The sequence below is a fragment of the Streptomyces sp. NBC_00568 genome, from assembly GCF_026341855.1.
GTDB lineage: Bacteria > Actinomycetota > Actinomycetes > Streptomycetales > Streptomycetaceae > Streptomyces.
The window spans coordinates 1-18,524 of the sequence record NZ_JAPENW010000002.1; the positions used below are offsets into that span (position 1 = coordinate 1).

Annotated in this window: 23 protein-coding genes and 1 pseudogene; 12 read left to right on the forward strand and 12 right to left on the reverse strand. The window is 67.7% G+C overall.

From position 1 onward, the window contains the following. A pseudogene (locus OOK38_RS32290) lies at nt 1-442 on the forward strand (ATP-dependent DNA ligase); the annotation flags it as partial. Nucleotides 443-1,024: 582 nt separating this feature from the next. On the opposite strand, the gene OOK38_RS32295 reads toward OOK38_RS32290, so the two are convergent. Further along, nucleotides 1,025-1,570, reverse strand: a complete 546-nt coding sequence (locus OOK38_RS32295) for a hypothetical protein (protein ID WP_266849464.1) — start codon at nt 1,568-1,570, stop codon at nt 1,025-1,027. 1,085 nt (nt 1,571-2,655) lie between these two features. Here OOK38_RS32295 and OOK38_RS32300 point away from each other — a divergent pair. The 5 genes from OOK38_RS32300 (at nt 2,656) to OOK38_RS32320 (ending at nt 6,313) form a co-directional block, all read left to right on the forward strand. After that, nucleotides 2,656-2,847 (forward strand): hypothetical protein, encoded by a 192-nt coding sequence (locus tag OOK38_RS32300; protein WP_266849466.1) that lies wholly within the window; start codon nt 2,656-2,658, stop codon nt 2,845-2,847. 64 nt (nt 2,848-2,911) lie between these two features. Beyond that, on the forward strand, nt 2,912-3,283 hold the full coding sequence (locus OOK38_RS32305; protein WP_266849468.1) for a hypothetical protein: 372 nt from the start codon (nt 2,912-2,914) through the stop codon (nt 3,281-3,283). Between the two features lie 92 nt (nt 3,284-3,375). Beyond that, on the forward strand, nt 3,376-3,570 hold the full coding sequence (locus OOK38_RS32310) for a hypothetical protein (RefSeq protein ID WP_266849470.1): 195 nt from the start codon (nt 3,376-3,378) through the stop codon (nt 3,568-3,570). A gap of 96 nt (nt 3,571-3,666) precedes the next feature. After that, on the forward strand, nt 3,667-4,176 hold the full coding sequence (locus OOK38_RS32315; protein ID WP_266849472.1) for a topology modulation protein: 510 nt from the start codon (nt 3,667-3,669) through the stop codon (nt 4,174-4,176). A gap of 1,306 nt (nt 4,177-5,482) precedes the next feature. Further along, the gene (locus tag OOK38_RS32320; RefSeq protein ID WP_266849474.1) at nt 5,483-6,313 is read left to right on the forward strand and encodes an alpha/beta fold hydrolase; all 831 of its coding nucleotides are present in this window, start codon (nt 5,483-5,485) and stop codon (nt 6,311-6,313) included. A gap of 327 nt (nt 6,314-6,640) precedes the next feature. Here OOK38_RS32320 and OOK38_RS32325 read toward each other — a convergent pair whose 3' ends face one another. The 4 genes from OOK38_RS32325 to OOK38_RS32335 form a co-directional block, all read right to left on the reverse strand. Next, nucleotides 6,641-7,057 (reverse strand): hypothetical protein, encoded by a 417-nt coding sequence (locus OOK38_RS32325; protein WP_266849475.1) that lies wholly within the window; start codon nt 7,055-7,057, stop codon nt 6,641-6,643. 556 nt (nt 7,058-7,613) lie between these two features. After that, the gene (locus tag OOK38_RS34665; protein WP_354006133.1) at nt 7,614-7,895 is read right to left on the reverse strand and encodes a DUF6479 family protein; all 282 of its coding nucleotides are present in this window, start codon (nt 7,893-7,895) and stop codon (nt 7,614-7,616) included. A 229-nt stretch (nt 7,896-8,124) separates the two neighbouring features. Beyond that, nucleotides 8,125-8,301: a CsbD family protein gene (locus OOK38_RS32330; RefSeq protein ID WP_266849477.1), complete on the reverse strand. Its 177-nt coding sequence runs from the start codon at nt 8,299-8,301 to the stop codon at nt 8,125-8,127. 182 nt (nt 8,302-8,483) lie between these two features. After that, nucleotides 8,484-9,452, reverse strand: coding sequence for a hypothetical protein (locus OOK38_RS32335; RefSeq protein WP_266850000.1), 969 nt, complete (start codon nt 9,450-9,452; stop codon nt 8,484-8,486). Nucleotides 9,453-9,581: 129 nt separating this feature from the next. Here OOK38_RS32335 and OOK38_RS32340 point away from each other — a divergent pair, with 129 nt between their 5' ends. Continuing rightward, nucleotides 9,582-9,956 (forward strand): DUF6233 domain-containing protein, encoded by a 375-nt coding sequence (locus OOK38_RS32340; RefSeq protein WP_266849479.1) that lies wholly within the window; start codon nt 9,582-9,584, stop codon nt 9,954-9,956. Nucleotides 9,957-10,124: 168 nt separating this feature from the next. Here OOK38_RS32340 and OOK38_RS32345 read toward each other — a convergent pair whose 3' ends face one another. Next, a complete protein-coding gene (locus tag OOK38_RS32345; RefSeq protein WP_323178857.1) occupies nt 10,125-10,697 on the reverse strand; it encodes an SPASM domain-containing protein in 573 nt (190 codons plus the stop codon). 218 nt (nt 10,698-10,915) lie between these two features. On the opposite strand from OOK38_RS32345, the gene OOK38_RS32350 reads away from it, so the two are divergent. Both OOK38_RS32350 and OOK38_RS32355 read left to right on the forward strand, forming a co-directional pair. Beyond that, the gene (locus tag OOK38_RS32350) at nt 10,916-11,479 is read left to right on the forward strand and encodes a hypothetical protein (RefSeq protein ID WP_266849481.1); all 564 of its coding nucleotides are present in this window, start codon (nt 10,916-10,918) and stop codon (nt 11,477-11,479) included. Between the two features lie 57 nt (nt 11,480-11,536). Beyond that, nucleotides 11,537-11,731 carry a hypothetical protein gene (locus OOK38_RS32355; protein ID WP_266849482.1) on the forward strand — a complete coding sequence of 65 codons (195 nt, stop codon included), beginning with the start codon at nt 11,537-11,539 and terminating at the stop codon, nt 11,729-11,731. 785 nt (nt 11,732-12,516) lie between these two features. On the opposite strand, the gene OOK38_RS32360 is transcribed toward OOK38_RS32355, so the two are convergent. Then, nucleotides 12,517-12,684 carry a hypothetical protein gene (locus OOK38_RS32360; RefSeq protein ID WP_266849484.1) on the reverse strand — a complete coding sequence of 56 codons (168 nt, stop codon included), beginning with the start codon at nt 12,682-12,684 and terminating at the stop codon, nt 12,517-12,519. 4 nt (nt 12,685-12,688) lie between these two features. After that, nucleotides 12,689-13,027: a hypothetical protein gene (locus OOK38_RS32365; RefSeq protein WP_266849486.1), complete on the reverse strand. Its 339-nt coding sequence runs from the start codon at nt 13,025-13,027 to the stop codon at nt 12,689-12,691. Nucleotides 13,028-13,091: 64 nt separating this feature from the next. On the opposite strand from OOK38_RS32365, the gene OOK38_RS32370 reads away from it, so the two are divergent. Beyond that, the gene (locus tag OOK38_RS32370) at nt 13,092-13,433 is read left to right on the forward strand and encodes a DUF6233 domain-containing protein (protein ID WP_266849488.1); all 342 of its coding nucleotides are present in this window, start codon (nt 13,092-13,094) and stop codon (nt 13,431-13,433) included. 1 nt (nt 13,434) lies between these two features. On the opposite strand, the gene OOK38_RS32375 is transcribed toward OOK38_RS32370, so the two are convergent. Together OOK38_RS32375 and OOK38_RS32380 are read right to left on the reverse strand one after the other, a co-directional pair. Beyond that, complete coding sequence (locus tag OOK38_RS32375; protein WP_266849490.1) at nt 13,435-14,346, reverse strand: Ku protein; 912 nt, start codon at nt 14,344-14,346, stop codon at nt 13,435-13,437. 126 nt (nt 14,347-14,472) lie between these two features. After that, nucleotides 14,473-15,135 carry an HNH endonuclease family protein gene (locus OOK38_RS32380; protein ID WP_266849491.1) on the reverse strand — a complete coding sequence of 221 codons (663 nt, stop codon included), beginning with the start codon at nt 15,133-15,135 and terminating at the stop codon, nt 14,473-14,475. 391 nt (nt 15,136-15,526) lie between these two features. Between OOK38_RS32380 and OOK38_RS32385 the strand changes: the two genes are divergently transcribed. Beyond that, the gene (locus OOK38_RS32385; protein ID WP_266849493.1) at nt 15,527-16,078 is read left to right on the forward strand and encodes a hypothetical protein; all 552 of its coding nucleotides are present in this window, start codon (nt 15,527-15,529) and stop codon (nt 16,076-16,078) included. Nucleotides 16,079-16,564: 486 nt separating this feature from the next. Here the strand turns inward: OOK38_RS32385 and OOK38_RS32390 are convergent, their stop codons facing one another. After that, a complete protein-coding gene (locus OOK38_RS32390) occupies nt 16,565-16,717 on the reverse strand; it encodes a hypothetical protein (RefSeq protein ID WP_266849495.1) in 153 nt (50 codons plus the stop codon). Between the two features lie 139 nt (nt 16,718-16,856). Continuing rightward, a complete protein-coding gene (locus tag OOK38_RS32395; protein WP_266849497.1) occupies nt 16,857-17,486 on the reverse strand; it encodes a recombinase family protein in 630 nt (209 codons plus the stop codon). Between the two features lie 352 nt (nt 17,487-17,838). On the opposite strand from OOK38_RS32395, the gene OOK38_RS32400 reads away from it, so the two are divergent. Then, complete coding sequence (locus OOK38_RS32400; protein WP_266849499.1) at nt 17,839-18,456, forward strand: TIGR02391 family protein; 618 nt, start codon at nt 17,839-17,841, stop codon at nt 18,454-18,456. The last annotated feature ends 68 nt before the right edge of the window (nt 18,457-18,524 follow it).

The window sequence follows — 18,524 nt, forward strand, 5'->3', positions numbered from 1 at the left end:
ACACCGAAGTCTGGAGAAGGACGGGTTCCGGGCGATCCTCAGCCTGAACCCCGAGGGCGCTGTGGAGATCCGTTCACGGCAGGGGACTCTCCTGAATCCCGGATTCCCGGAGCTCGCTGCTGCAGCCCGCGACCTGCCACGGGTCATCCTGGACGGCGAGATCGTGATCTGGCACGACGGCCGCCTGGCTTTCGAACGACTGCTGCGCCGCCTCAACCGGCGCCCAGAGTCCGTGGCTGCTGAGGTCCGTTCCAGTCCAGCCCACTACGTGGTCTTCGATCTCCTGCGCGACGAGGGTGCGGGCGACAACGTGACCCGTCTCCCCTACCAGGATCGCCGGGCACGTCTGGAGGCCCTGTTCGCCGAGCATGCGCTCAGACCTCCGTGGACGCTGTGTCCCATGACGCTCGACCGGAGCGAGGCGCTGTCGTGGATGCGGTAGTGGGCTGCGGCTGGGATCGAGGGCGTGGTCGCGAAGCGACTGGCGGGCACCTACCAGAGCGGAGCGCGCGGTTGGGAGAAGGCTCGTGTCCGACACACGAGCGACGCGATCGTCGGTGCGGTGACCGGCCGTGTCCGTGCGCCGTCCAGTCTGCTGCTCGGCCGACTCGATGCCGAGAGCCGTCTGCACTTCGTTGGCCGCACCACTCCCCTCAACCGGGAGCTCGCTGCCAGCGTCGGAAGCCTGCTTCAGGCGCAGACTGGCCGGCACCCGTGGACAAGGCGTCGGTTCTCGGCGGGCTGGGGCAGCACACAGACTCTCGACGTCCACCTCGTCCAGCCGGAGCTTGTCGTCGAAGTGAGCGTCGACATCTCCTTGGATGCTGGCGGCCGATGGCGTCACCCTGTCCGGCTGGTACGCGCCAGACCCGACCTGGAACCCTCGGGCGTCCCGTCTATCGTTTAGCGCTGCAGAGCGATACCAGGAACCGTGCAGCCGTCGCCGCCGCGAAACACCACCGTTCACGGCTCGACCGTCTTCACCCTCGGCGCGGACGTCCTGCTTGTAGAGCACGGTGGCCATTCACCCGCCTTCGCAGGTCTTCAGCGGCTTGACGGGGGGAGTCCGGGAAAGCCTCCCGGGCGCGGGCTCTTGGTCGCCAGCGGATGGCGCGAATTGGTAGTCGGGCGCTATCAGCTGTCCATCCCTTTCGCGGCCCCATTTCGTGCCGTTCCTGTCGGTGAACCGCATGCCTCGAAAGAACGCTCCTCGCATGGAGGCGATCTTCCGCCACGTGCCGTCATCGGTCCACGTCTCCGGGAGGGTGGCACTCATGGCCATCATGTCCTTCGCAGGCTTCCAGTGGAGAGCGCGAGCGTCCGAGGCAAAGATGATCTCTGAACAGGGGGGAATGCTGCGCAGCTTGACGAAGAACACCACCAGGCCGCCAGGAGGCTGATGGTGCCGGTCCTCGGCAATCCGTACTTGAAATCCCACGGATACGTCCTGGACCGGATCCAACGATCTGTTCATGACGTGGAGGCTCGAATCACCGTTGCCGCTCCATTGCGAAACGAGTAGCGCCTGCTCGCGCGCGTCATGCGACTGCTGAAGCTGATCACTTGACACCCTCGCCTGGTAGTAGGTGGCTACTGACGTGAGTAGAAGGGTTCCCGCGCCCACCAGGACAGCTGCGACGGTTCCGATATGCGCCCAGTCATCGCGCTGCCACCAAGGCTTCCGCTGTTCGGGCTCTGGAGCGGGACCGCCAGCAGGCTGAACCTCAGGGTCCGGACTCCTTGGCTCTGGTACCCGTGCCCGAACCACCTGTGGCCCTGGCCGCCGGCGCGCCAACCGTAGCCGTACGCGCCTCTCTGGCTCCTCTGACATCTGCCCCCCCAACCTAGCTTCCAGTGTGCCGATGCCCGGGCTGCCGCATACAGCAGTCCGGTTAAAGGGATCTCGAGCAGGTTGCCGGGAGGGTTGCGGCGGCCTTGACGAGTCGCCGTCGGGGGCAACCGGGCATGGCGTGGTTGCGGTGCTGTCCATCCGGCAGCGATGAGGGGGCGTAGGCGATGCGGCGCGAGCACGCGGTGTAGAGCCACCACATCTGACGCTGGACCTGCTCGGTGAGAGCGATGGCCTGCTGGCATTCGCGCGGCGTGAAGGGTGGGCGAGGCTTGCGTCGGGCGCCGTGTTCTTCTTCTCCCCCGTGACTACCTGCAGACGAGATGGGGCTGAGGTGACCACAACAGAAGGAGTGCAGCGCCTTCGTGGCGTTGGGCGTGCTCGTCGTGCCCGCGATCGGGCTGCCGCGACGGCTCGGGCGCGGCCCTTGTCCGTGTAGCCGATCAGACGGGCCCGGTAGCCAGTGCCCCGGACGAGGTGACCCTGTGCGTGGTCCCAGGCGGGAGGGGCGACGGGGGCGTAGATGGTGGCGGTGCCCCGGTAGTCGGCGCCGGTCGCGAAGCCGTCGCCGCGTCGGGCACGGAGGATGTTGCGCTTGGAGCCGGGGCGATTCGAGCGCCACTGGGCGGGCCATCCCCGCGTGCGTGGGGATGGCCCCCGTGATCTCCTGCGCCCGGGTCTCAGGCACGCCTGCTCCCCGTGCACGCGGGGATGGCGACGGGGGTCGCCAGGAATCCGCAGTCACTTGACTAATGCGCGCGCATTCCTGTGGGAGTGTTCGTGGCCGCAGACTGGAGGGGTTTCCGGTGGAGGTTTCTGGCGTCGGTGTCGCCGCGTTCCTCGTTTTCCTGCTCGCGCCGGGGTTGAGCAACGTGCTGAAGAGCATCGAGTTCCGCATCCGCGGGTCGGGCAAGGCGGAACTGCTGCGCGCTCAGCGGCAGTCGGGTGGACAGATGGAGGACGGGCGCAGCGCGGGGAAGCGGGGGCGGCGTGGCTGAGTAGGAGCGGGCGAAGGCACACGCCGACGCGGTCGCGGACCTGGTCGCCCAGCGGTACGAGCAGATGGTGGGCTACGCCCGTAAGCGCCTTCAGGCTTTCGGGGTCCCGCCGTCGTCGGCGGATCCCCAGGACGTGGTGCAGATCGCCCTGACGAAGGTGCTGACCTGTCAGGAGCGGGTCGAGAAGCTGTGCCCGTACGTCTTCACGGTCATCAAGAACGAGGTCAGTCACGCAGCCTGGCGCTACCCTCGCAATCGGGCTCCGCGTCCTCGCGCCGACGACCGCGTGTCAGCCGTAGCCGCCGAACTGGCCGCTGTCGAGGCGGCGAACCGGACCGTCACCGCCGACCAGGTGGCCGAGCGCTACGGCGTGAGCCGACGGACCGGTGAACGGCTACTCGCCGCCGCCCGCCAACACCTGCAGAGGCATCCTTAGCGTTTGTGCAGGCTGGAGCGTAAGGCCCAGGCCGTCAGCCCACAGGGACCGGAGGCCCTGCCGCCGACCGGTTCGTCCCGCAGCAACTGGTCGTGCGCTCCGGCAGCGACGTGATCAAACGCCTCTCCTACCTCCGCGAGATCGCCGGCACCCAGCAGCACGCCGACCTGATCGCCGCGTGCGTGGACCGCCTGCGCCTGTTCGGCCAAAGCAAGCAGGTCGACACCCTGGAATGCGTGTTGCGAAGCCTCGTCCCGGCCACCGCGACCGAGCGGGGAGCTGCCTGATGCCGACCGCTCGACAGGCCATGGCGCCTGGCTCATCCGGACGTGTCCTGGAGGATGGGCCCGCCGGACACCCGAACCTCTCTACGCTGGAGCACCATGAGGAAGGTCGCCATCGTCGGCTGCGGAGGCAGCGGCAAATCCCACGTGGCCCGCGAGCTGAGTACGATCCTCGACGCCCCGGTCACGCACCTGGACGCCGCGTTCTACGACGACGAGTGGAACGCGCTGCCCATGGACAAGTTCACCGAGCTGCAGCGCGAGCTGGTCGCGCAGCCGCGGTGGGTGATCGACGGCAACTACAACTCGACGCTGCAGGTGCGGCTCAAAGCCTGCGACACGGTGGTCCTGATGGACGCGTCGCCCCTGGCGGCGCTGTACGGGATCTTCTCCCGGCAGATCCGGCACGGGGCCGGGCACAAGGGCAACGGGGTGCACAACCGCATCCACTGGGGCGTGATCAAGTACGTCGCCACGTACCGGCGCAAGATGCGGCCCCGCGTGATGGCAAAGATCGAGGAGTTCGGCGCCAGAGCGGACGTGGTGCTGCTGGCCAACCGGCGCCAGACGCGCCGCTGGCTGCAGAAGGTGGCCGCCGAGCAGTCCTGAACGGTCCGCGTCCCCGGTCTCCAACAGCAAAGAGCCGCCGGAGCGAGCTCATGTCGGGCCGACTCGGCGCGCTGCCGCGCTCGGGCTGGAGTGGGCTCCAACCTGACCGCTGCGTCCGTCATGGCATCCGCCGTGGCAGGCGTTTGCGGTTGACGTGATGTCCCGGGCGATCGTCTCGGCAAAAGGACGACCGCCCGGACCTGCCGACGCTGACCACAGCGGCAGATAGCCACCCTCGCCAGGTCTGGGGCGAGAAGCGACGTGACGCCTGATCGTCTCGTAGCCCTCTGCCGTCGAGGCGACGACTCGCTCGTCAGCAACCGCCCTCGACAAAGCTCACTCATACGCCCGCTGAAAGAGACGGATGGCCGTGTCGCTCCCAACAGGATGACGTTGAGCCGGTCGGCGCGCGGGATATCAACGCTCTTGAGACTGCGCACCGACCGAGGGCCCGAAGCCCAAGAGATCCACTTCGGGCCCTCACCCCTGTGCCGTGCCCGCGTGGCGCTGGTTCTCCTGCTGTTGCAGGGTGAGGTTGCGGCGGCCCGGTGCCGACTCACCCCTCGCGGCCGGGCCGCCCCACGATCTTCCCGAACCGCACCCGTACCCACGATGCAGCGCATCATGTCCAGGACCGGGGGGATCTCGGGTACTCGCCCGGGCTCGTGAGCGGGCGCAGGAGCGGTAAGCCGGCGAGGGCGTCGTCCAGCAGGCCCCGCAACGCAAGCCGGGCTTGAAGGTTGTTGTACGCCGACGGGGAGACCGTGAGTGGGTGTGCGGTCCGCTGCCGTCACGACTGCTCGATACGTCCTGCATCGTCATATCGTGAGCAACAGGATCCGCCGGGAAGTCCGCGTGAGCCGAACGGGTACCGCGGGTGCGGCACACCAGCAGCCCCGCCACGGACCCGCCTGCCACTCCAACCCCGCCCTCCCACTTCCCCACGCCCGGTCCTTCTTCGCGCACCGGGCACTTGTCCGGCGCGAGCACGAAGGGCCGCCGCCCGACACGCGCCGACCACCCGGCCGCCCGGTGACCCTTTTCCCGAAGGGCGCACTCCACCTGGACGCCATGAACCACGCCCGCTCCACGGTGTGTGGGTCGACGGCGGATGGGATGGGAGCCGGCAGAGTGGTGGGTTGAGGAGGATGGATGCCGCAGTGGCAGCATTACGGCCGCCAGCCTAACGATCAAGCCAGTTGAGACGATCTCTGAGGCTTGGCGAACGTCGACAAGCTGCGGATGTGGCCCGCAGAGACAGGGCGTAGCGTGGCTGGGGTGCGCCTGGACGAGCGGAGGATCTGCGATGGGTACAGTCACGACCGACGACGGCACCACGATCTTCTACAAGGACTGGGGTCCTCGGGATGCGGAGCCGATCGTCTTCCACCACGGGTGGCCGCTGAGCGCCGACGACTGGGACAATCAGATGTTGTTCTTCCTGGCGCAGGGCTACCGAGTCATCGCCCACGACCGCCGTGGCCACGGACGCTCCACCCAGACCGCGACCGGCCACGACATGGACACCTACGCCGCGGACGTGACCGCCCTGACCGACGCACTCGACCTGCGAGGCGCCGTGCACATCGGCCACTCCACCGGCGGTGGTGAGGTCGCCCGCTACGTCGCCCGCGCTAAGCCCGGCCGTGTCTCAAAGGCGGTCCTGGTGGGCGCGGTGCCGCCGCTAATGCTGAAGACGGAGGCCAACCCGGGCGGCTTGCCGATGGAGGTCTTCGACGGCTTCCGTGAGGGCGTTGCCAGCAACCGGGCTCAGTCGTTCATTGATATTCCCTCGGGGCCGTTCTACGGCTTCAACCGTCCCGGAGCGCAGGTGTCGCAGGGTTTGATCGACAACTGGTGGCGCCAGGGCATGATGGGCGCGGCGAACGCGCACTATGAGTGCGTTGCGGCGTTCTCCGAGACCGACTTCACCGAGGACTTGCAGCAGATCGAGGTGCCCGTCCTCGTCGCGCACGGAACCGACGACCAGGTCGTCCCGTACGACGACTCGGCACCCCTGACGGTCAAGCTTCTGAAGAACGGGACCCTCAAGTCCTACGAGGGCTACCCGCACGGGATGCTGTCGACGCACCCGGAGGTCCTCAACCCGGACATTCTCGCGTTCATCCGTTCCTGACCCCGGCGGGCTGGCCTCGTGGTCCGGCCCGTTCCGCGGCGTACCCGTAGTTCGCATCGGGCAGCGCACCTGGTCAGGCGGACGTACGGCCGTCTCAGTTTCCGCCTCATTCAGCGACGGACACCACCGTTCAGGCAGGTCCGGTCCTCACCTCGCGATGAGCACCCGGACGGGCCGAACGTAGGTGACCGCCTCTGCACGAGGTCCGTTGGACCGCTAACAGACTTGGAAAGCGTGTCGGGGGCAACCCTTCACGAGTTCAGATCCCGCATCCTCCGCCAGCGGCTCACGGGGTGACTGGACGCGCCGCCTGCAGCAAGGGCGTCCCTACCGCTGCTCGTCGGGAAGCACATACAAGCGCAGCAGTGCCTGCCCTGGGGCGCGACTGTTCGTGCCGGCACGCCCCTGCTCAGGGCGCGTCATCGCAGCATTGTCTTCGGAACTATCGGAGCGGGCGGACTCGGTGTCCGGATTGTTTTGGCGGCTGGGAGCAAGGCCCGAAGCGGTGCTCTTGTCGCAGTGGAACGAAGCCTCTTCGATGGCATCGGTGACAGTCCGTGAGTCAGCGGGGTCCCGTCCGCCCCGGTCCGGCTTGTTGACGACCTGCTGCCAGCCCGGGCCATCGTCCCACGCGATGTCGTAATAGTCGTAGAGGCGGTGTTCCTCGTCCACCGTGAGGAACCCCCCGGCGTCGACGTCGACGTGAGGGGCGTCTTTGACGGTGGCGGGCGTAAGGAACTTCAAGATGGTCCTCCACCATGGCCGCCTCGCGCGTGGGCACGAAGGACTCACTGGAGCCGAAGAGCCCGGTTTTGACGGTGACCCATTCGGGCTCGCCGGTCGCATCGTCGAGGAAGACATGAAGGAGTAGCCGATCCCGACCATGCCCGCTTCGTCAGTTGCGCAGAGCCGCTGCCGAACCCGCGGTCGCAACCTGAGGGCGACGATCGGCCCCGGCGAGTGGGAGGTCCGTGGAATCCGGCGTGTCCGACGACGAGGCCCTCATCGCCGACGACCGCTTGCCGCGCCATCCGCCGCGCCCGGCCAAGATCGGCGGCCATCGGGCCGAGACGGAACCGCCCGAGCCATCGAGCTCTGTCGGTCACGAAGTACCCGGCGAAACCCTGGCCGTGCTGCCAGCTACGGACAGCTCTCCGCTGGACAGCTTGACGAAACAGCACGGCGCTGGGGTGTCCAGACAGCTGAGCCCCGTCCGTACCGCTACCGCCGATCGTGCGCGGCACCCAGCACGCGGAGTCGGGCCTACCGCCCTGCGCGGCACGGCGTGGATGCTGCGCCATCAGCGGTGGGGATGCCCTTGTTCAGGGTCGTCGTCGGGTGTGCTCCATCCGTCGCCGCGGTGTGCGGGATCCGTCAGGTCACGGCGTGCTTGTGCGGCCTGCGGCGCAGTCGTTGTCACACGGCGCCGGGCAGAGTGTCGGGTACCGATGAAGAATGCGACGACCAGGATGACGACGACAGCGATGCCCGCCGCCATCAGCCACAGGGCGCGCCATACGAAGCGGCCAGCACAGTGAGCGTTTCGGCGTTCATGGCCGCCGTGTACCCCACACGAGAGCAATATCCCTCGCCCGCTCTGCGAGGTGAGCCGTGTGGAGGCTGACCGGGCAAGGTGCCTCGTCAGCCCGCCTCGTCAGCCAAGGTCCCCGGCACCCTGGAGGGTCTTGTCGCTCACTCGGTGACGCTGCGCTGGCAGCAATGGGGCCGGCCTGGTTGCGGCGCCTTCATCGCCGGGGACTCCGGTGGAGGGCCCTCCTCTTGGAGGCGGGCCCCTCCAACCGGTTCGCGCTTCAGTGCTTGCTGTGCTTGCCGCGCATGGAGTCCTTGGCGTCGTGCACGGCTTCCTTCGCCTCGCCCTCCGCCTGGTCCATCTTTCCCTCGGCCTTCATCCGGTCGTTGCCGGTGACTTTGCCGACCGCTTCCTTGGCCTTGCCCTTGGCCTTGTCCATGCCGCCCTTGTCAGCCATGTCCTGCTCCTTGCACGAGAAATCAGTGACGGTGACAAACTAGAGCGTAAATGCACATATCGCTCGGTAAGTGCTGCACGGGACAGGCCACGGCCAGGGAGACAGCAGGCGGGGCATCAGACCCGGGGAATCCGGGCAGTTTGGAGCACCACAAGTCTCGCCTCCGCGATGGGGCGGAGGAGTCAGGAGACGCGCAGGAGGGTGGTGGCGGGGCGGATCGCGGCGGGTCCGAACTTGGCGCGGATGCGGTCGCTGACTTCTTCGGCGACGAGGCGGGCTTCGCGTGTCCGGTCGAGGCTGATCTGTTCGGCTACCTGGTCGGCGGCGATCAGGTCTTCGCCTTTCAGCGTGATGGCGGTGATCCGGCCGCGCTGGAGTCCTGCCGCGTCGATCAGCCGGTACGCCATCGTGCGCAGGTCGTCGTCGTGTGCGGAGGCCTCCGCCAGCCGGCGGGTCTTCTCCCAGCTGGTGCCTCCGGCGAAGCGCAGGGTAAGGGTCAGCCCGCGGGCCGCCTGACCGCGGCGGCGCAGCTGCAGGGCGAGGGTGACGACCGTATCCAGGAGGGCGGCACGGACTGCGGCGCCGTCCAGGGTGTGCCGGGGAAAGGTGCGGCTCACGCTCGCGGTGGCGGGCAGGGTCCGTGGGACGACGGGGCGGGGGTCGATGCCGCGGGCCCGGTCGGCGGCCTGTCGTCCGGCGCGGCCGCCCAGGAGGCGCTGGACGGTGGCGGGCGGGATCGCGGCGAGCAGGCCGATGCGGTGGACGCCGTAGTCGTGCAGGGCCTGGGCCTGGCGGGGTCCGATGCCGTGCAGGGCCTCGACCGGAAGGGGTCCCAGCCAGTCCGCGACCTGATCGGGAGTGACGGCGAGGACGCCGCCGGGGCCGGGGTTCTGGCCGGAGGCGGTGGCGGCGACGGTGATGGACGGGCCGATCCCGACGCGGACGTCGACACCCAGCCTCGAGATGGTCCGTACTCGCAGCACCTCCCCCAGCCGGGCGGCTTCCACACCGTGGTAGCGCAGCGCGCCCCGGAGCTCCGCCAGGGCGGCGGTCGGGGGCAGTGCCTGGACGACCGGCGACAGCTCCGCCATCTGCTCCAGCACCTGCCGGTACAGGTCCTCCGGCAGCCGGTCCGGGCAGCGCACGTGCATCACACTCGCCCCCTGCCGCCCCTTGGTCCCTGTCTCCACAGCACCCACCTCCTCCACCCACACTATCGAACTAGAATTCGAACACGCGAGGTGGCGAACCCGGGGACCTCTGGATCTAGAATCGGATACATGTTCGATGACCTGCCGCCTGACCTGGCGCGACTGCTCACCCTGCGGGTGTGGCACGCCATGTGGCTGCAGCGCATCGACACCAAGATCGCCGCCCTCCAGGAGCGAGAGGCCGAACAAGAACAGGGCCGCCGAAACCGGCCCGCGGAACCGGACTGGGTCGTCGAACTCGGCATCGGCAACGGCCGCCCGCCCATCGAAGTGCACGTCGGCAGCTGCTACGCCGCCGGCAAACGACGGCGCCCCGTCCCACGCGACGAAGCACGCCGGCTCCTCACCTCAGGCGTACGCGCCTGCGGTCACTGCCAGCCCGACACCGCGCTGGAGATCCTCGACTTATCCGCCGGCTCAGCCCTCTCCACCGCGATGTGCTGACCGGCACCCTGCAACTTCTGGCCTCAGGCTGCTTTCGCGGTGACCAATCCACCCATCACCCGAAACAGGACACTCTGATGACCAGCACTCCCCCGCCACCGGTCAGCGAACCGGGCCGTCGACAGTCCCGGTCATCTGCTCCTCCTGCTGTTCGTTGTGGGGCGGGCGTCAGCCGTCCGCTGGGCTGCACGTGTCGCCGGAACTCGGCTGGCAGGTGTCGTCGTTCGGGGAGCAGTCCGGATCGCAGGGAGCAGCATCGGCCCGGCGCGGGACGCGCGCGGTCGCTTGCGCCCACGCGTCGCCGGTCAGGACCGAGGTGAGGCTCGTGTCCCGGATGCTGCCTGCGGTCAGGAACCGCCCGAGCTCGCACACGGCCACCTGGCCGTCCGGGAGGATCGCCGCCTTGCCGTCGCCGCACCGCCCGCACAGCGACGACACCGACGGCAGCGCGGTACGGGCGGCGTTGCCGACGGCCCGGACCCGGTCGACGCGTACGTCGTGGACGCCGAGGGCCTCCATCTCGGCGCGGGCCTGCCCAGCTCGCTGGCCGCCGCCCGTATCGACGATGCCGACGCTCACCCGGACACCGCGGCGCACGGCCTCGACGATGTTCGCGCGCGTCGCCGCATGAGAGCCGGCGCGTCCCGTGACCTCGTCGTGCTCGCCCGCGTCGTCGCTGTAGTACGAGGTGGCCAGGCTCACCTGCGGATGCTCGAAGAGCCGCCAATGTTCGGTGCGCACCCGGTACAGGTTGGAGTAGAACCAGCATCACGCGCACTGATTGACGGAGCACCGACCATCTCGGATCGGAATCTCGCTCTGACCTGGTGGTATTGAGTGGTGCTGAGTTGGCTTCAGGTGACTCGCCTAGACTTCACTGCGCTCCCCACGCGCTCCCCGAGTCGTCCGCTCCCCAACCACTCCCCAGCCGAAGGCGGCTAGGTCAACGCTTCGCCGGCATGTCCGGGCACGTAGTCGAGCCCGTTCTGCCTTGCCACGACCCATCGCTCCTGCTCAAGTTCGATGACGCATTCCTGGCAGGCCCGGATTGGTTCTTCGTGGCCGTCGCGAGGACGGATCGTCTTGATACACGCCGTGAGGACATCACCCTTCTCCGGATGCCGGAAGCAGACCCCAGCTGCCCACTCGTAGAGGTCGAGGATCTGCTGTCGGTCCATTCCGTCTTGCTGGCGACCGAGTTCGGGATCGCTCAGCCCACCGCGCAGAAGGTGCACCGCGGGCTGCGGGAGGAAGGGCTCATCGACGATCTGATCCGCCTTGAGCAAGCCGCCGTGGACGCGCATGCCCGGCTCCTGGAACTGCAGGAACGGTACGGCAGCCCCTCGGCGGGCGACGGCTGGACCGAAGAGCAGCACGCCGAGTACGGGGAGCTGTGGCAGGCCTGGCGGGAAGCGGCGCTGAAGTTCCATGCAGCGTTGCCTGGCGGTAGCGACCGGTACGCCGAAGAGATGCGAGTGAAAGCCGCTGTCCGGCATCCCTCCACCGCCGCCGAGGCGGCCTGACCTGCTGCGGGGGAAGGTAGCTCAGACAAGACGCCGATGCCGTGTCACCGTCGCGGCATGGACAACGTGAAGCGGATCTACCGCCACTCCGAACAACGCCTCATTCCTAGGCGCCCCTGCCCCGACTGCAAGACCCCCATCCGTGGTCGCTGGGTGGAGCATGCCGGGATGACGGCTGATGTCGACCCCGAGGGCGACGTCACCTGGCACTGCTGGGGACCGACCTGTACCACCGGCAACAACGGCTTCTGACAGCAGCAAGCCCCGCGTCGGGCATCACTCCGGCGCGGGGCATCAGCAACAACCCGACTAGCTAGTCGTTATGTTGACGACCACTCTACGAGCCGCCACTGACAACGAGGGCTAGCAAGGCAACGACGACCATCGGTCTGGATCCGCGCACTCCGCAGCATCCGAATTCGCCTGGGCCTCCATGTTGTCCTTCGCTGTTTGAGCCGCAGCCCGCGTCTCAGCGTCGTAGCACGAGGGGTTCTGAAGGATCACATTCACCCAGGTCGCGCCCTGCTGCCGCCTCGCCTGCGCCTCGGCGTCCGTCGATGGCGTTGCTCCCGTAAGGCTCTTCCCCAAGCGGCCGGTCGTCTCTCGCGGCCCGGTGCAGTCCGCAGCTTTGGGGCCTGGATCGGGTGCCGTTGCCCGGCCGGCGACGAAGCCGCACGCCAGAGAACCGCCGACTAGGGCGACGGCAACAGCGATGAGCACGCCAGTGCGCTCCCGGTCCTTCTGCGGCACAGGTCTGGCGGGTTCGGCTTCAGCCACGGTGTCCCCCCTCGGAACGTTCGAGGGCAGGATCATAGACGCGCAGCAAGGTGCCCCTCGCCAACGGGGGACGGCAACGAGAGGCGGGGGCAGTCTCGCAGGCTCAGCGCGTCGACAGGTGGTACTCGTCGACGGGCGGGGCCTCCGCGAAGTCCGCGTCGACGTCCTCGAAGCCGTCCTCTTCTTCAACTACGACGGCGTCTTCCTCATGGATCATGTGGGAAGCATGGCAGACCCTTACGACTCCTGGGGCCAGGTCGTCAACGTCTCGCCCGCCTCCTCGTCGACGAGGTGATGCGCACGCCGGGCATGTCGCCGCGCTCGCCCACCCACGATGCGAACTGGCGCCGGGCGGCGGCCTCCTTGGACCACCAGCCCTGCATTGCCGGGCGGCCCTCGAGGTTGAGCGTGAGGTGGTAACGGTCCACGTGTTCAGCCTGCCTCGCGGTCGGCGAGCACGGTCAGCGCGACACCCGCGTCGACGGCTGCGGCCCGCAGGTCGGCGACGATCCCGTCCACCGTCGCGGGTACCCGGCTCGGCTGCATGCCGACCGTGGCGAGGTAGCACGGGCAGCAGCGGTCGAGCCAGCACGGGCCACTGCCCGGTACGTCGACGACCCGGGTGAAGCGGGCCGGGGCAGCGCACAGGGTGCACGCAACCGGTGACAGGCCCACACGCGCTGGGCCGGCCGTACCGCGGTGGTGCGCGGGCGCCGGGTCGAGGGTGGCCGAGTCCACTCCGAGGCGGAGCAGCAGGTCAGCGTCGGTCATGGCCTGCTCCTCTCGTCGGCCCCCTGGTATGCCGAGGGAAGAGTACAGCCGTAATATCGAACACGTGAACGACTCACCCGTCCCTCGTCTCGACTTCCTGCACTTTCTCACCCGAGTCCAGGAGCAGGACCTCGACCGCACCCGCCGGTGGATCGCGGCAGAAGAGGAGCGACAGCAGGAGAAGGAGCGCGGACGGCAAGCCCGGCCGCCGGCGCCCGAGTGGCTGCTCGAGCGGGGCCTCGACGGGCACACCCCACCCGTCTACGTCCACGTCGGCGACTGCCACATGGCAGGCAAGCGCAGCCGGGGCATCACGCAGGAGCAGGCGAGGCAGGCCCTCGGCGACCAGGTACCCGCCTGCACCCACTGCCGGCCGGACACAGAGCTGGGGATCATCGACGGCTGAGTCAGGCGCTGCGCGACTTCCGACCGGTCGTCTTCTTGGCGGTCTTCTTCGCCGTGGTCTTCTTGGCGGCCGGCTTCTTCGCCGCCTTCTTCGTGGTCGTCTTCGGCATGTCGTGGACGGTGGCGTCCTCGCCGCGGGACGCCTTGGCCTTGGCGACGGACTCCTGAAGTGCGGCCATGAGGTCGACGATCTGCCCCGGGGTCTCGGGCTCTGCGGCCGTCGGCGGCTCGCGGTTCTCGCGCTTGGCGTCGATCATCTCCTCGACGGCCTGCGTGTACCGATCGGTGAACTCGCCGCCTTCGAGGTCGTCGATGGTCAGCCGGTCCATCAGCAGCATCGCCTCGTCGATCTCCTCATCGGTGAGCTCCACCTCGTCGGGGCGCAGCTCGGCCGGGTCGCGGATCTCGTCGTCCCACCGCATCGCATGCAGCACGATCACGTCGTCGCGGACCCGCAGCAGGCCCAGACGCTCACGGCCGGACCAGGCGTACTTCGCGACGGCCACCTTGCTGCTCCGCTCGAGGGCCTTCCGCAACAAGGTGTACGGCTTGGCGGCGACCTGCCCGTCCGGCTCCAGGTAGTACCCGTCGCCGACACGGATCGGGTCGATGGACTCGGCGGGCATGAAGGCGAACAGTTCAATCGCTTTCGCGGTGGGCAGCGGCATCTCCCGCAGCTCCTCCTCGAGCACGGGGATGAGCGTGTCCTTCGACAGCTGGTAGCCCTTGCCGATCTCCGAGTTCGATACCTCGCGGTCCTCGAGTTCGCAGATCTTCCGATTCCGCACCCGCCCCATGTCCTCCAGGTGGACCTGGTGGAAGTGGATCGAGTGGTCCTCCCGGGCGCTGACCACATGGATAGGCACCGTGACCAGGCCGAATGAGATGGCGCCGGACCAGATGGTTCGGGGCATGGCAGACCTCCGCGATGTGCCCCGAGACCGTCAGGCTATGACCGGCAGAGTCCGCACGCGAGGTGGGGTACCTAGAACGCGCATGCGCCCGGCCTACATCAGTCCGGCCGGGCGCACCGGGGGACACTACGGCGCAGGCTCGAACTCCACGTCCTGCTGCCCACACCCCGCGGCGATATCCGCGAGGGCTGCCCGCTCCCGGTCGTCGACCGCCAGCTGCCAGCGCAGCTTCGTCGAAACCCAGTCCGCGGCATACGTGCAGCGCGTGTCCAGTAGCGGCGGCAGCCACTCGGCAGGATCCTGGTCGGCCTTCGACCGGTTGGTGCGCGCCGTTACCGCGACGAGGGAGCGCTCGGCGTCCAGGTCGTTTGCGTAGGCCTCGCGTCGCTCCGCGGTCCAGGCAGAAGCCCCGGAGTCCCAGGCTTCCGCGAGCGGCACCATGTGGTCGATGTCCAGACCGCCCGGCGCGGTCACGGTGACGCCGTCGTAGTACGAGTACCACTCCCCCGCCGTCACCCTGCAGCCGACTTCGACCGTGGGCTCGACGCGGGACTCGGCGATGAGGACTTCAGCGCGGGTGTTGCATCCGTCGCGGTCGGCGTCCACCCAGTGCTTGAAGGCCGTCCGCTGGTAGCCGTCACGGGACTCGACCGCCAACGGCAGCAGGGCAACGCCGTCTGTCAGAGGGAGCGTCTCGGCAGCCGGTGCAGCATGTGCGGTGGCGGGCGTAGCCGTGGGCAGGGCGAGGAGAGCGGCTGCCGTCACGGCACGCAACACGATCTTGAACATGGACCGTTGATACCGGTCACCCGGCAAACTGCGGTAGGGAACAGCTCGGGCATCACCCGAGTGCGGGGAACAGTCATACCAGCGTCAGCGCAGCCGCATGGCCTCCCGTGGAGAGCCGGGAGGAGCGGCGGGCCCCGCCCTCGCGGCAGCGCGGCGGGGCCCGGAGCGGGGACCTCACCCGGGGGTGGTGGATCCCGCGTGATCAACGATGCATCAGAACAAGCCATCGGGATAGATGCGTGACCGGAAGTATCTGTACGCACAGCGCCCGCCTTGAAAACGCGATCTCGTCGTAGCGGGGCCGAGGACGCGACCCGCCCGAACCCTGACCGCCCATCACCGAGTGAGGGGAAAGGTCGTACCGGCGCACGCATGCAGTTAGATGACGGCTGTGGATCTGACCGTAGCTGCCCAAACAAGCCGTGATGTCGGCGACCGCATCGGATGGGACATGAGCGAGGGATGGGGCATGCTCGGCGCCGCTATCCTCGCTGGTATCTTCGCCATCGTCGCAGGTGTCATCGCTTACCGCGCCGGACGCCGCCAAGTCGCAGACCAGGGCCTCATCGAACACCGGCACTGGCAACGGCAGAACAGGCTTGAGGCGTACCAGCGCATCCTCACCAGTTCCGATGCTTTCACCACCGCCATGGACGCGTGGCGCATTCCGACGACGCGTGCATCCGCGAACCTTGGCGGGGCGCTGGAAACGCTGGCCGCAGCCGAGGCCGGAGTCCGACTCGTGGGGCCTGCGGAAATGCATACCCCCGCCAAGGCCGTCGTGAATGCGGCAGGGGACGTGTATCGGCGAACACGCACCATCACGGGGGCCCTTCTGTTCATCCCACCCGCACAGTGGGTCCAGCTGTCCCAAGCCCTGATCAGCGCAACGAACCAGTTCGTCACCCAAGCCGCGACCGTTCTCGACACCCCAACTGAGTAGAACACTAAAGCCCAAGCCCCACCGGGACTGTGCAGCCAGCAGGGTCGTAGATCGGGTCCGGCCATTCACCCCAGTATCAGCGAACTACAGCCTCATCTGAACCGCCCCCGGCGGCACCCCGCGCGCAGCCGCTGTCAGCTACGACAAGGGCAGCGCCGAAGACCGGAAGGCGCGACTCGAGGCGGACGGGTGCACGGACGTGGAGATCGTCGAGACGAAGCCCGGAGAGCTGGCACAGCCGAAGAGCTGATCTGTGCGGCCCCTGGCCTGACTGCACCCGTAGGTACCGGGACCGTCCTCCACTGGACGTGACTCCAGCAGCGAGTAGGGGCCGCCCTCAGTGCTACGTCCGATCCGCGGGGCCATGACGGTCACGCGCCGCCGGACTCGCTCACCAAGGAAAACGGGCCTCGCCTCAACATGTCAGACCCGCACGCACGAGCACCCCGTCGCGATGGACGGGGCGCAAGGCTGGACACTGGTCGACTACTCCTCGCGGATGTTCTCCTTGGCGGCGACGATCTCGACCACCCTGAGGCGGATCAGGGTGTGCGCTCCGGCGACGTTGAACTCCTCGTCGTCTACGGGCTCCACAACAGCGTGGATACCGTCCGCGATCTGTACAGTCTTACGGCTCACTGGTGGATCTCCTTCGTGCTAAAGCCCGATGTCTTCCGACGCTGCGTTGGTCCACTTGTCGGCTTCGCGAATGTATCCGCGGTCGAGCTCTCTGAGGCAAGACCCGCGGACGACTGGTGCAAGCGACTAGGCGAAACGATCAAAGTGTCAGTTCCGCCCGTCCGCCCGCTCGGAGTTCCGGAACGTACTTGTAGATGGTCGTCCGGCTGACGCCGAGCAGCTTCGCGATTGAGCTGATCGATGCGTCGGGGTCGCCGAGCATGACGCGAGCGTGTCGAACCTGTTCCTCCGTCATGGCCGGCGGCCGGCCGAGCCGCTCCCCACGGGCGCGGGCCGCGGCCAGACCCTCATGGGTTCCCTGGACGATGAGCTCGCGGATGAACTCGGCAAGTGCGGCGAAGACGTGGAAGACGAGTCGACCGCCGGGCGTGGTGGTGTCGAGGGCTTCGTGTAGGGACCGGAAGCCGATGCCCTGCCCTCGGAGGTCACCGACGATGCCGATGAGGTCTTTGATCGAGCGACCGAGGCGGTCGAGGGACGGGACCACCAGAGTGTCGTTGGGGCGCAGGTAGTCGAGGGCTCTCTGGAGTTCCTCGCGTTCGGCGTTCTTGCCGGACTTCTTGTCGGAGAAGATCCGTTGGCATCCGGCGGCTTCCAGTGCGGCGAGCTGTCGGTCGAGGTTCTGGCCCTTGGCGCTGACGCGGGCGTAGCCGATGAGGGCGCCACCACCTCCGACCGGATCGAGGAGGTCTTGGGTGTCGAGTTCCATGCCTCATTGTCCAACAAAGGGTGATGGCTAGTATATGGACATTGAGACTTTCTGTACACTATTTCCTGGACAACTACCCACACCCTTATGCCCGTTTCGCGCCTCGCTTGTCCAACTACCCAACAATCGGATTGTTGGACAGTTACTTGCAGCGATGCCCTAAGTCGCCCTACTTCAGGGAACGTTGGCACTGCAGGCTCCGGGGTCCACAGGGATAGCGGGTCCAACCGGCTGCTAGCGTCACTAGGTGACAATGAGCTACTCCGGCCCCGTGCCGACCGAACAGATTCGCCAACTCCCAACCCCAGAGCTTGCAATGGCCCTCCTCAGATCCCTAGGGGACGGTCAAACCGTGAACGCCAACAACGTGCTCCGGGGCGCCGAACACGCCTTCGCGCACAACAGCGAACACGACGCGGATCAACTCCTTGATCGGCTCGCGGATGCCTGGACGTGGCTGGAGTCTCGAGGTCTCATCGGTCCGCACCCCAAGAACACGGAGTCTGCCTGGCAGCGTGTGACCGCAAGCGGGCAAGAGGTTGCGGCAGATCCTCACGGCCAAGCGAAGCTTTGGGCGGCCGACCGACTCGCAGGCATCCTCGACCCGGCGATCGAGGAGAAGGTTCGCCCGATCTTCAACCTGGGCGACTACGAAACGGCTTGCTTCGCTGCGATGAAGACGGTCGAGGTGGAAGTACGGGCCGCCTCTGGGCTCGACTCCTCACTCGTCGGCGTGGATCTCATGCGGCAGGCGTTCAAGCCCGGCGGCCCGCTGGCGGACCCGGGCGCCCACGGAGGTGAGGTAGTGGCGCTCATGGAACTCTTCGCGGGGTCCATTGGCGCATTCAAGAATCCAGCGAGCCACCGCACAGTTCATTTCAGCGATCCGGTCGAGGCTGCAGAGGTGGTCCAGCTCGCCGATCTGCTGCTGCGTCTACTGAGGCGCGCCCAGCAACGCGGCACCCCCTGACTGCGAAGCTGCCCCAGCCTCCTCGTCGGTGGGCTCGCGGGGTCGTCGACAGTCACCTCCTGCCGTGT